General features: G+C 59.3%; 12 protein-coding genes. 7 read left to right on the top strand and 5 right to left on the bottom strand.

What is annotated here, in order from left to right:
• Positions 1-15: 15 nt before the first annotated feature.
• Positions 16-1,149, top strand: a complete 1,134-nt coding sequence (locus GG26_RS05910) for a glycosyltransferase family 4 protein (protein ID WP_011429929.1) — start codon at positions 16-18, stop codon at positions 1,147-1,149.
• Positions 1,150-1,178: 29 nt separating this feature from the next.
• On the opposite strand, the gene GG26_RS05915 is transcribed toward GG26_RS05910, so the two are convergent.
• From GG26_RS05915 to GG26_RS05935, 5 genes are all read right to left on the bottom strand, one after another.
• A complete protein-coding gene (locus GG26_RS05915) occupies positions 1,179-2,165 on the bottom strand; it encodes an ABC transporter ATP-binding protein (RefSeq protein ID WP_011429928.1) in 987 nt (328 codons plus the stop codon).
• 103 nt (positions 2,166-2,268) lie between these two features.
• Positions 2,269-3,225, bottom strand: coding sequence for an NAD(P)H-binding protein (locus tag GG26_RS05920; RefSeq protein WP_099812242.1), 957 nt, complete (start codon positions 3,223-3,225; stop codon positions 2,269-2,271).
• 280 nt (positions 3,226-3,505) lie between these two features.
• Complete coding sequence (locus tag GG26_RS05925) at positions 3,506-3,796, bottom strand: 4a-hydroxytetrahydrobiopterin dehydratase (RefSeq protein WP_011429926.1); 291 nt, start codon at positions 3,794-3,796, stop codon at positions 3,506-3,508.
• A 67-nt stretch (positions 3,797-3,863) separates the two neighbouring features.
• On the bottom strand, positions 3,864-4,358 hold the full coding sequence (locus tag GG26_RS05930; protein ID WP_414389361.1) for a GNAT family N-acetyltransferase: 495 nt from the start codon (positions 4,356-4,358) through the stop codon (positions 3,864-3,866).
• 29 nt (positions 4,359-4,387) lie between these two features.
• On the bottom strand, positions 4,388-4,546 hold the full coding sequence (locus tag GG26_RS05935; RefSeq protein WP_011434410.1) for a hypothetical protein: 159 nt from the start codon (positions 4,544-4,546) through the stop codon (positions 4,388-4,390).
• Between the two features lie 262 nt (positions 4,547-4,808).
• Here GG26_RS05935 and GG26_RS05940 point away from each other — a divergent pair, with 262 nt between their 5' ends.
• From GG26_RS05940 to GG26_RS05965, 6 genes are all read left to right on the top strand, one after another.
• On the top strand, positions 4,809-5,588 hold the full coding sequence (locus GG26_RS05940; RefSeq protein WP_414389364.1) for a cysteine hydrolase family protein: 780 nt from the start codon (positions 4,809-4,811) through the stop codon (positions 5,586-5,588).
• A gap of 44 nt (positions 5,589-5,632) precedes the next feature.
• The gene (locus GG26_RS05945) at positions 5,633-6,097 is read left to right on the top strand and encodes a cupin domain-containing protein (RefSeq protein WP_414331516.1); all 465 of its coding nucleotides are present in this window, start codon (positions 5,633-5,635) and stop codon (positions 6,095-6,097) included.
• 847 nt (positions 6,098-6,944) lie between these two features.
• Positions 6,945-8,576: a CocE/NonD family hydrolase gene (locus GG26_RS05950; protein WP_414389367.1), complete on the top strand. Its 1,632-nt coding sequence runs from the start codon at positions 6,945-6,947 to the stop codon at positions 8,574-8,576.
• Positions 8,577-8,681: 105 nt separating this feature from the next.
• On the top strand, positions 8,682-8,942 hold the full coding sequence (locus tag GG26_RS05955; RefSeq protein ID WP_011429921.1) for a DUF6761 family protein: 261 nt from the start codon (positions 8,682-8,684) through the stop codon (positions 8,940-8,942).
• A 102-nt stretch (positions 8,943-9,044) separates the two neighbouring features.
• The gene (locus GG26_RS05960; RefSeq protein WP_414389371.1) at positions 9,045-10,868 is read left to right on the top strand and encodes a glycosyltransferase family 39 protein; all 1,824 of its coding nucleotides are present in this window, start codon (positions 9,045-9,047) and stop codon (positions 10,866-10,868) included.
• A gap of 165 nt (positions 10,869-11,033) precedes the next feature.
• Positions 11,034-12,491, top strand: a complete 1,458-nt coding sequence (locus tag GG26_RS05965) for a circularly permuted type 2 ATP-grasp protein (protein ID WP_414388987.1) — start codon at positions 11,034-11,036, stop codon at positions 12,489-12,491.
• Positions 12,492-12,588 lie beyond the last annotated feature (97 nt).

Below are 12,588 nucleotides of genomic sequence, written 5' to 3' on the forward strand. Positions count from 1 at the left end.
AGGCTTGGGATCCCAATGCGCATAGCCCTGTTTACGGAGACGTTTCTGCCCAAGGTGGATGGCATCGTCACGCGGCTTTGCCACACAGTGCGCCATCTAACGGCTCGCGGCAACTCGGTGCTTATCGTCGCGCCTCAGGGAGCCCCCAGGCGGTTTGCGCGGGCACGGGTCTACGGGATCCCGGGCTTCCCCTTGCCTTTGTACCCGGAGTTGAAGCTGGCTGCCCCTGGCCCGGCCATCGGCAAGCTGCTCAACCGTTTTCGACCGGATGTGATCCACGTGGTCAACCCGGCAGTTTTGGGGTTGGGGGGCCTCTACTACAGCCAGACGATGGGGATCCCGCTGGTGGCCTCCTACCACACCCATTTGCCAAAGTACCTCAAGCACTACGGGCTGGGTTTCCTAGAGGGGGTGTTGTGGAGCCTCCTCAAGCTGGGACACAATTTGGCGCGGCTCAACCTCTGCACCTCGACGGCCATGATGCAGGAGTTGAGCGCCCACGGCATCGAGCGGGTACACCTGTGGCAGCGGGGGGTGGATACGGAGCTGTTTCACCCGCAGGCTGCTAGCCCAGAGATGCGGGCCCGCCTCACGGCAGGGCAGCCGGAGCGACCCCTGTTGCTCTACGTGGGGCGGCTCTCAGCAGAAAAAGAGGTGGGGCGGATCCGGGTGTTGCTGGAGCAGATCCCGCAAGCGCGGCTGGCTATTGTGGGCGACGGGCCGGAGCGGGGATCCCTGGAGCAACATTTTGCCGGCTACGATGTGGTGTTTACGGGCTACTTGCAGGGGCAAGACCTGGCAGCGGCCTTTGCTTCCGCGGATCTGTTCGTGTTCCCCTCCCGTACCGAGACGCTGGGGCTGGTCTTGTTGGAGGCCATGGCTGCCGGCTGTCCGGTGATCGCCCCCCGCTGCGGCGGCATTACCGATGTGGTGGACAGCGGCCGCAACGGCTTTCTCTTCGAGCCGGACTCCGACAGCGACTTTGTTCGGGCCACGCGGCAGCTGTTGGACAGCGCCGGGCAGCGGCAGCTCTTCCGGCAGCAGGCCCGCCAAGAGGCTGAGCGCTGGAGTTGGTCGGCAGCCACGCAGCAGTTGGAGGAGTACTACCGCGCCGTCATCGCCGAGTCGGGATCCAGGCTGCGGAAATGACGTTCCAGGACACCTAGGGTGGAGTCCACTTAGGCAGAGACGGGCCGATCCCCTTCAATAGCCCGCACCTGGTCGACGAAGAATTCTTCCAAAGATTGCCGCTGCAGATGCAAATCGGTCACCACCGCCCCCGCCTGGCTTAGAAGCGTTAGCAGCTCCGGCAGGGATCCGCCCCATTCCCCCGACCAGTGGGATCCCTGGATGGAGAAGTGCTCGAGGCGGTCGCGGAACTGGTCGATGGCGCCGCCGTGCCCTTGCACGTGGTAGCTTTTGCTTTGGCCCAGCAGCTCGTCCAACGTCCCCTGCTGCACCAATTTGCCGCCGACCATGAGGCCGACGCGGTTGCAGATCACCTCCACATCTCCCAAGATGTGGCTGTTGAAGAACACCGTTTTGCCCTGTTGCTTGAGGGACAAGATGATCTCGCGCATCTGGTAGCGGCCCATGGGATCCAGCCCCGACATCGGCTCGTCTAGGAACACCAGCTCCGGGTCGTTGATCAGGGCTTGGGCCATGCCGGTGCGCTGCAGCATGCCCTTGGAGTAGGTGCGCAGTTGCTTTTTGCGGGCCGTATCGATAGAAAGCCCCACCAGCTCCAGCAGTTGCGGGATCCGCTCCTTGAGGAGGCTATCGGACAGGCGAAAGACCTTGCCGGCAAAATAGAGAAACTCCCATGCCGTCAGGTAATCGTAAAAATAGGGGTTCTCCGGCAGATATCCCACCCGCTGCTTAATGGAGCGATCCCCCAGAGGCTTGCCCAGGAGCGTGCCCCTGCCGCTGGTGGGCTCCACAATCCCTAGCAGGCATTTGATCGTGGTGGTTTTGCCGGCCCCATTCGGCCCCAACAGCCCAAAAGTTTCGCCGCGGGCTACCGTTAGAGAAAAATCCTTCAGGGGGCTGACCACCTTGTTTAGCCAAAAGCCGGTGCGATAGGTTTTGGTCAGGCCGGAGATGGCAATGGCCGGTTCGGGATGGAGGTCAGTCGCTTCAGGGGAGGGGGCAACCGTCTCGCTCATAGAGAGAAAGCCGGGGCTGAGAAAAGAACCAGGGCGAACCCTGGGGGATGCTGGGCCGCTATCCAGTTTACCCTGTCCCAGCTACTGGTTTGGTTGCAGTTTCCTAGAAGGGCCTCTTGACCTTGGGTTGTTTAACCTTCAGCTCGCGAATCCGTTTCAACATCTTTTGGAAATACTCAGCCAGGTAGTCTTCAAGGGAGGTCAGGGAAGCCAGTTCAATGCCCAAGGCTTCGCACACAGGCGTCATGTCGGCATACATCGGCTCTTTGGCGGCAATTACCTCCACAAACGCCAGCCGGTCGGCAATGTTCCAGCTCCACTGAAAAAACTGGGCCACCCTGCGCGCTCCCCGCAAGACCCCCAGTGGTATGGTTCGAACCTTGGCCTTTTTGCCGGAAAGCTGCTCACAGAGAGCGATGACCTCTTGGGAAGTCCAGGCCTTGGGTCCCACCAAGGGAAAGACCTGCTGCTTGGCGGCTTCGACGCTGAGGGCTCGCACGGCAAATCGAGCTGCATCTAGGGTGTCGAGGTAGGCCGTGGGGATGCTCTCGCTGGCTACCCAAACAATTTGCTCTTCCAAAATCGGGATGGCGTACTGGCCGATCAATCCCTGCATAAAGCCCGCCGGACGAAAGATGGTGTAGGGCATCTGGGATCCGATCAAGTATTTCTCGATGTGGTGCTTGAAATTCATCAGGGGCACATTAGGGTACTCGTGCTGAGCACCCATGATGGAGAAAAAGATAAAATGCCCCACTTGGGCAGCCCGTGCCGCATTGATCAGAGCAACTTTGCCATCCCAATCCACCTGGCGGGCGCTGAGGGTGTCGGTTACTCGCACCGTGGCACAGTCGATCACCGCCTCGATGCCTTCCATCGCCGCTCGGAGCGTGCTGGGCTGCAGTAGGTTCCCCACCTTGAGGTGAGCCCCCCACTCGCTCAAGAAAGCAGCCTTGGCTGGGTTCCGCACCAGACAGGTAACCTGATGCCCCTCTTCGATGGCCCGCCGCACCACCTGACGGCCCAGCGTTCCCGTTGCCCCCACAACCAGCACGTTCATAAAATTATCATTTCTTAACCTTAGGCTTAGTCTATCAGACGGATGCAGCTCCTAACACAAGAGGATAGCTTGGTAGCCCCGTACTTTAGTGCGGAGCGGAAAAGCCCTTGAGCCACTTTAGTTGCTTCTTGACAGCGCCTTCGCGAGTCCATTTTGGGCTGCGTAAGAATCCCCTGGGTGGGAGTGTCAAAACTTGACCTGAGCAGTGGCAAACAAATAGGGATCCCCGCGGCGCCGCAGGGATCCCTGGTTATGGCTCAGTCTGCTGCCGAGAGAGTGTCTAGCCAGCCAGCTCGTTCATGCGTTGCGCCAAAGTGAAGTCCAGTTCCGTAATGCCCCCGGCATCGTGGGTGGTGAGATCCACCCGCACGCGGTTGTACACATTGGTCCACTCGGGGTGGTGCCCCATGCTCTCGGCTACCAAAGCCACACTGCTCATCCAGCCAAAAGCTTCCACAAAAGAGCGAAATTGAAATTGGCGATGCAGCTTCCCATCCTGCAAGGACCAACCCGGCAGGCTTTCCAGCTTGGTCTGGATCTCAGCCTCGCTGAGTTTGACAGGTCTGGACATGGGCGTTCCCTCCAGTCGTTGCCACCGCTTTCATCAAAAAATCACCTGAGGGCGGATCCCGGCTTCTTTACAAAACTTCGTAGTCTTCCGGTTCCTGCGAGGCAGCAGCAGGGCCAAGGGGTTTGTACAGCCAGTAGCCTTGCACAGTAAAGTGGGCCTGCCTGTAAAAGTTGAGGGCAGCTTGGTTGTGGCGGTAAACCTGCAAGGTAATGGCCGCTAACTGCTGCTGGGATCCCCAGCGTTCCACCTGTTGCATCAAAGCTCTGCCCAGGCCCTGCCGACGATGGGCGGGATCCACCCAGAGCAAAAAGACGTAGGCCACCCGCCGATGGGTGGCTTGATCTGTGGAGATGCCGGCCCAAACACAGCCCACCGGCTCTGCAGTTTCTTCTTTCAAGATCCACCAGCAGGGGGTGCGGGGGGGGTCGAAGAGGCGATCCAGCGTCTCTTCTAGGTGATCCCAGTTGCTTTGTTCTGGAAAAGATTCCTGCAACGTGGCCTGCAATCCTCGTCGCACCCAGGGCCGATCCCAGGCTGAACCGATGCGCCAACGATAACCCACAGGCAGAGGGATCCCTTGTTCAGCCATCCTCAGGCATTTGCAGAAAGGGCCACAGGCGTCGCTTCTTCTAGAGGGGCAGGCTGGGCCATATCCTCCGGCAGAAACGAGCGAATGCTCACCACCACCAGGGTAAACAGAAACACCAGCAGGATGAGGGCAGGAAAGATATATTGCCGCAGGATGCTCATATTTCTACATAACCTTGGTCTCTACAGCATAGCGTGCAGAGGGGAATCCCTAGGCAGCTTTTCGGAAATCTCCTCGGTTTTTCTTCTCCTGGTCTCCATCTCAATCCCTATCAACTGACCCTGGGGGATCCCATGCGTCAATAAGGTGAGAAAGTGTAGCCTATGATTCCAAAGTGAGGTTGGCTGTGCATTAAGGTCGAGCGTAGTTGTGGGTCATCCGCCCCACCTGATCCCACTGCTGCGCGACGCGAGCGGAGAATCCATGAGCACTCCCAATCGCCCCTTGAAGACCCTTGGGATCCCTCCCAATGCCTGGGCTGTGAATGCCGAAATGGCCGACCTCACCCGTCCGCCTTTGGATCCCCGGCCCATCCTGCTACCCACCTCCAGCAAAACCCTGCGCTTGGATCTGGCCAAGGCGGCGTTGTTGGTGATCGACATGCAAAACGACTTTTGTCATCCCGACGGTTGGCTGGCCAGCATTGGCGTCGATGTTACACCGGCACGGGCTCCCATCGGCCCTCTAAAAGCCCTGCTGCCCCGCCTGCGACAAGCTCAAGTGCCGATTGTGTGGGTGAACTGGGGCAATCGCCCTGACTTGCTCAACATCAGCGCCGGCTTGCGACATGTGTACAACCCCACCGGAGAGGGAGTAGGGCTGGGGGATCCCTTGCCTAAGAACGGGTCTTTGGTCCTCACGCGGGGCAGTTGGGGCGCTGCTGTGGTGGAGGAACTGGAGGTCAAGCCCGAGGATATCTGGGTGGATAAGTTCCGCATGAGCGGCTTTTGGGATACCCCTCTCGATAGCATTCTCAGAAACCTGGGGCGCACCACCCTCTTTTTTGCCGGCGTGAACATCGACCAGTGCGTCATGACCACGCTGCAAGATGCCAATTTCCTCGGCTACGACTGCATTTTGCTGGAAGACTGCGCCGCCACCACCTCTCCTGAATACTGTTTGCTGGCCACCCTCTATAACGTCAAGCAATGCTTTGGCTTTGTCGCCTCCTCCCCTGACTTGCTGGCGGCTCTCCCCTGTTAGCCCTTCCCGCTATTCACCCCTTATCGCTTGAGTGGAGGATCCCGATGCAAACGCTTTCCCGCTGCGTGATTCCAATTGTTAAAACCCCTGCCGATTATCAGGCTTTTCGCATCAGCCCCCACGATACCAATCGCCTGGCCATCGTGTTCGATCCTTCTCATGCTCAGATTTCTCTAACCTTTTGTGTGGAGATCTTCGATGAGGGAGGCAAAACCCCTCCCAACCGCCATCAAATGGCTGTGGAAATGTTTTTTGTTCTCAAGGGGGAAGGCCTGGCCATTTGCGATGGAAAAGCGGCCCCCATCAAAACCGGAGACAGCATTTTGGTTCCGCCAACAGGCGTGCATGAAATCCGCAACACCGGCCCAGGCCGCCTCTACGCCCTCTGCTTCATGGTGCCCAACGAAGATTTTGCCGAGCTCATCCGCTCCGGCACTCCTGCGGACTTGGATGAGGAGGATTTGCAGGTGCTGTCGGGGGGCTGGAGAAGGGCATTTGCTGAGGCTTAGGCCTCAATGGCTCTGGGAGCTGTAGAGGTTGGAAGTCAGGGGTACTGATACATTCACGCTGAACTCTCCTGAACATGGTTCAGGAAAGAAGCGATCGCATCCTGCCTATCTCTGAGCAGGAAGGCGGTATCCCGCAAAGCCCTGAGGAATACCCCCCGAGCGCTTTCCCCCTTCACTTCCCGGCAACCGTTGCGGTGGACTCAAGGATCAGGGGGAAACTTGGTCTACTATATCCCTCTCAATGACTTTTGCCAAACCGCCTAAAGCTCAGTAAATTCAGCAAAGTTCAGGGTTTTGGGGGTTAGAGGCATGCTCCGACAAATCTTTTCCCAGGGTCTCTGTTTCCATAAATCCATAAAAGCCATAAAAGAGGGGTCTGGAGGGGGTTGCGTTTGCGCCAGCAGGCCGGAGATCAAGGGCAATACCAGGGAAGGGGCTCAAACTCTGGTGGGAGTTTCTCCCTGATACATTTACGCTGAACACTGCTGAACATCACTGTTCAACTATGCAGCGATAGCATTCTGTTTGTTTCCAAACAGAATGGCGGTATCCCGCAAAGCTTTGAGTAGAATACCCAAAGCGCAGTTTCCGTGTCGTCTTACTACCAATTTTCTGCTTTGCTTTGGCTACCATGTTGGCAGACTCGAAAGTAAACAGAAAGATCAACTGGTAGTAATCCGTACTGAACATATTATACATTATTTTCAGTATAGTTGAGCTTATTATTGACTAGAGTCATGCTCTCATAAGGGCTTCTGTTTTATCTTAGGAAGAATCCACCCAGGGATCCCTTAGGTTGTCCTTGGTTGGTATCCCTTTGGCAAGATCCGCTAGCCCAACCCAGGCCATGTTGCCCGTTCGCCCCCGCGAAACTGTTTCCATGTTCACCCGCGACGGGATCCAACTGGACGCGGATGTCTATCGCCCCGAAGGGGAGGGGAGCTACCCGGTCTTGCTGATGCGGCAACCCTACGGGCGGGCCATTGCCTCGACGGTAGTATACGCCCATCCGCGCTGGTATGCGGCCCACGGGTACATCGTGGTCGTCCAGGATGTGCGGGGGCGGGGCACGTCCAAGGGATCCTTCTACCCTTTCCGCCACGAAGCCGAGGACGGGTTCGACGCCGTCAACTGGGCGGCCGCTTTGCCGGGGAGCAACGGTGTGGTGGGTATGTACGGCTTTTCTTACCAAGGCATGACCCAACTGTATGCCGCCTCCACCCGTCCCAGCGCTCTGAAGGCCATCTGCCCAGCCATGCTGCCCTACGATCTCTACGCCGATGCCGCCTATCCGGGGGGAGCCTTCGCTTTCTACAACAACCTCAGTTGGGCCCTGCAACTGGAAGCTGAGGGGGCGCGCCTGCGCGGCGATGCCAACGCTTACCAGGCCCTTTTCAAGGCCTCCCGCAACCTGCCCCTTTACGATCCCATCCCCCTCAAGCCAGGCGTGCTGCAGCAATATGCGCCCCAGTCCTATTACTTTGACTGGCTGGAGCACAGCGAGCCCGACGACTACTGGCGCCAGCTCTCCCCCCGTCTGGAAGCGGTGGATCTGCCGATGTTGCACATTGGCGGCTGGTTCGACAGCTACCTAACCGGCAGCCTGCGCCTTTACAAGGAAATAAGCGCCCGCAGCCAAAACCCTCAGTACCTGGTTGTCGGGCCCTGGGCCCACCTGCCTTGGGGGCGCAAAGTGGGGGCGCTGGACTTTGGCCCCGAGGCCGTCAGCCCCATCGATCGGCTGCAGGTGCGCTGGTTCGACCAGTTCCTCAAAGGCAAAGACACAGGGATCCTCCAAGAGCCGCCGGTACGCCTGTTCGAGATGGGATCCAACCGCTGGCGCAGCTTTGAGGCCTGGCCCACGCCGGAGCCGAAGGTTTTCTACCTGCACAGCAGCGGCCTGGCCGCCCTTTCTGAAGCAGAGGGATCCCTTCGCCCAGAGCCCCCACCAAAGCAGCAGTCGGATACTTTTGTTCACGATCCCTGGCGACCCGTGCCGGCCCTAGGAGGCCACCTCATCCATCCCGCCGGGCCGCAGGAGCGCTCTGCCCTCGACTGCCGCGCCGATGTTCTCACCTACACCACCTCTCCCCTGGCAACCGACCTCGTCCTGGCAGGGGACATTCTCGTGGAAGTGTATGTGGAAGCCGACAGCCCCAGTTTCGATCTCTGCGCCGTGCTCTCGGTGGTGAGGCCGGAGGGCCAGGTGTATAACTTTTCCCAGGGCTACCGCCGGCTGCGGGATCCCCAGCCCAAGGCCCCCATTGGGATCCCTTGCCAGCCCACCTGCATCCGCATTCCCCGCGGCCACGCCCTGCGCCTCAGCCTTAGCGCGGCCTGTTTCCCGGCCTACCCCGTTAACACAGGCACGGGGATGCGAGAAGAGCGGCTCATCGAGGCCCGCATTCTCACCCTCGCTCTTCACAGCGGCAGCGACACCCCCTCGCGGCTGCATCTGCCCATTGTCGAGGGGAGTTAGGGGGAGTGACAGTTTAAGACAACACAGCTTCTCATCCCTTCGCAACTCCTCCTCACAAACAGACATCAAACGTTAGGATAGAAGCAAGCAGGGCAAGGGAACCCCATGTTGCAAGACCCGAAGTTGATCCGGCACTATCAGGCTTTGACCGACGCGCTGGTGGACAGTTGGCATCGCGGCTATCGGCGCACTGACGAGCTGCGCCTGCTGGTGGATGGCTACCTGCTGGCCCTGCGAACTGGCAAGCAATTGCAGCCTTTTGAGATCTACCGCCTTGAAGACGAGGTCAACCGCTTCCTCTACGACCCCTCCAACTTCGTGGAGCCGGAACTGGAGCGGGAGACCGAGGCGATGCGGGGCTATTGATATTGCTTATTGATATTGCATAGAGAGGGGCCGGGGGTGAGGGATCGAACACCGGCAGAGGCCTGGTAGGCTGGGGTCAGTGCTGTTCCTCACTCCAGTCCTATGGCGGTTTGGGATACGCTGGCAACTTCTCGGCGTCCGGCCCTGCTGGGATCCGGCTTGGGCTTGGGGATAGCCTTGACCCTTGGGTATGGGCTGTTCGGCTACCACGTCTTGCAGGTTGGCATCTGGTTGTTGAGCATCCTGTTGGTGGGGTTGTACGTGGCCCAGTTTCCCCCAGCTCAGCCCCCTTGGGATCCGACGCGGCTGCGCTGGCGCCAGGAGTTGCTGCACCTGGGGCTATTGGCGTTGGTTTTTGCTCCCATCTACCTCTACGACCTGGCCAACATCCCCTTTCAGATCAACACCGACGAGATTGTCATCACCTCCATGGCCCGGCGGGCTTCAGCGGTACGCTACCCCGATATCTTTGGGCTGATGCCAGAGTACTTCTATTTTCCCCGCTTTATGTTCAGCCTCTTTGGCGGCCTGACGCGGCTGATGGGGGGAGTCACGCTGGTAAATGTGCGCACGGTGCATGCCACCTTCGGGGTTGTCACCATTCTGGTGGCCTACGGGTTTTTTCGGTCGTTCTGGAACCCCCGGCTGGCCTTGGCGGCGGCGGCCCTCCTGGGATCCAACCACGCTCTGCTGGGCATCAGCCGCATGGCGATGCGGGAGAACCTGATTGTGCTGGTGGAGTGTGCGGCCCTGGCCTTGATCTTAAAGGGCGTGCGGGAAAAGAATCCCCTGCTTTTGTATTTGGGGGGAGGGGCAGCGGGTTTCTCCCTCTACGGCTATCTGCCGGGGCGGGTGGTGATCTTGCTGGGGTTGCTGTTTGGCGGCCTCTACCTGCTCCTGGGCCGGGAGGATCTGCAAGGAGAAAACAAGCAGGCCAACCCCTTCTGGACTTTGGCCAAGCTGACGGTGCCGGCGGCGCTGGGGTTTTTCCTGGTGGCTGCGCCCATTCTGGTGGCCACTGCCACTGCTCCGCCAGTGAGCGCCGAGTATGCCCGCCAGCAATTTCTCTTTTTCCCAGAAGGGCGGGCGCTGCAGCAGATGTGGGTGAATGCCGCTACGCCAGCCGAGGCGGTGTGGCGCAACATCCGCAACGGCCTAAGTATGTTCAACGACCCCAGCCAGCACGACCGGGGCTATATCTATCCCAACTACGGCCATGCCTTTGTAGATCCCCTGACAGGGGTCTTGATCTGGCTGGGGCTGGGATCCGGGCTCTACCGCCTTCTCAAAGGGCGCAGCCAACCCCACGACTGGCTCTGCCTGGGCAGCTTCCTGTTTCTCTACCTGCTCTTTAGCTTGGCCATCACCAAAGCCCCCAACTACACTCGCCTGCTGGTGATCCTGCCCTTTGTAGCCTACCTAACCCTGGAAGGGATCCAAGTGCTGGCAGGTCTCCTGGAACGCTGGGGATCCCGGGCCGGGAGTTGGCTGCCGGCGGCGGCGATGGCGGGGGCAATCCTGCTGATTGGGGGGTGGAACCTGGCCATTTTTGGAGACTTTGTCCACAAAGGCTGGACGCAGGGCAACGATGTGGGGGCCACCGGGCGCTATGTGGCAGCTCGCCAAATGGATCCCGACTACCGCTTCTATCTGGCGGCTAGCACTGCCTACCCCTATTTCGGCTGGGGGGAACCCCACTATTGGCAAAGCTGGATCCAATTTTTTGCCGGACGGGAACAAAAGGTAGCGGTGTTTTCCCCCGAGGTGTTGCCCATCCAGGCGCTGGAGCCACCGTTTACCCTGTTCATGAACGAGTGGGTATGGGATCAGCAGGGGGCAGAGCTGCAACGGCGCTTTCCCAAGGGGCAGTTGCATCGGATCCCTGCCGAGCGGGGGCTATGGGCCTTTGAGGTGGCGGATCCCTAGAGCTCCCCCCCTGGTTTGGCCAACCCACTGTTCGCGGGACGGAGTCCTTTCGCGTCAGCGCGACGGAGTCCTTTCTTTTTACCAGGCTAAAAGTAGCTGAAAGCACATTATGCAGATCCAGAGCCCCCAACAGTAGAAGAAGATAGCGTTCCAGGGATCCCAGACGTGCGTTTTGATGCCTACGACCCGGGCGAGGGGTTTTACGACGAGCTGTTTTTGGGGCGTAACCAGCCCCGTCCTGAGGCGATCCCGTTGATTGAGCGCATTCATTCTCTGGAAGAAGGGGAACTGCAGCAGCGGCAAGCGGCAGCACAGGCGGCCCTCTTTCAAATGGGGGTGACCTTCAACGTCTATGGCGATAGCCAGGGCACGGAGCGAATTTTCCCCTTTGACATCATTCCCCGCATCGTCTCGGCTTCCGAGTGGCAGCGGCTGGAGAAGGGTCTCAAGCAGCGCATCCACGCCCTCAACCTGTTCATCGACGATGTCTATCACGACCAGAAGATCCTTAAGGATGGGGTGATCCCTGCCGAGCTGATCGAAACGGCCAAGGGATTTCTGCGGCCCTGTGTGGGGCTCAACCCGCCGGGGAGAATTTGGTGCCACGTCACCGGCACCGACCTGGTGCGGGATCGGGACGGGACTTGGTACGTGTTGGAAGATAACCTGCGCTGTCCGTCGGGAATCTCCTACGTGCTGGAAAATCGGCGGGTGATGAAAAGCACCTTTCCCTCCCTGTTCAACACCATGGGGATCCGCCCGGTGGACGACTACCCTAGCCATTTGTTGGATACTCTGCTTAACCTGGTGCCGCACCTAGCCAACCCAACGGTGGTGGTGCTCACCCCCGGCATCTACAACTCCGCCTACTTCGAGCATTCTTTCCTCGCCCAGCAAATGGGGGTGGAGCTGGTGGAAGGGCGGGATCTGGTGGTGGCCGATGGCTATTTGCAAATGCGCACCACCAAAGGGCTGCAGCGGGTGGATGTGATCTACCGCCGCATCGACGATGACTTCATCGATCCCCTTGCTTTTCGCCCTGATTCCCTCTTGGGGGTACCCGGCCTGTTTGAGGTTTATCGGTCAGGGCGGCTGGCGATTGCCAACGCTTTGGGAACGGGGGTGGCGGACGACAAGGTGATCTACGCCTATGTGCCCCAGATGATCCGCTACTATCTGGGAGAGGAAGCCATTTTGCCCAACGTGCCCACCTACCTCTGCTGGGATCCCAAGGATCAGGCGTATGTGCTGGAGAACCTCGACAAGCTGGTGGTGAAGGCAGCCAACGAGTCGGGTGGCTATGGCATGCTGATGGGATCCCAGGCCACACCGGAAGAGCGGGCTGCTTTTGCCGAGAAAATCCGCGCCCAACCGCGCAACTACATCGCCCAACCCACCCTGTGCCTTTCTCGCGTGCCCACCTTGGTGGATCGGGGAGAAGGCCCCCGTCTAGAACCCTGTCATGTGGACTTGCGGCCCTATATCCTCTACGGCAAAGAGATCTACGTTCACCCAGGGGGGCTGACCCGCGTCGCCCTCAAGAAGGGATCTCTGGTGGTGAACTCCTCCCAGGGGGGCGGCAGCAAAGATACCTGGGTGCTCTGCGCGGATCCCGGCTGTTGAGAGACGGCTTGCAAAATAGGTTCAGAGCCGCTCGCCCGAACCTCTGCTCCACCGGCCAAAGCGGCTGGCATGCTGAAGCGCCAAATCCACGTAGTGC

This window comes from Synechococcus sp. 'PEA 65AY6A-5F PE A' (genome assembly GCF_047462575.1).
In the GTDB taxonomy this organism is placed as follows: Bacteria; Cyanobacteriota; Cyanobacteriia; order Thermostichales; family Thermostichaceae; genus Thermostichus.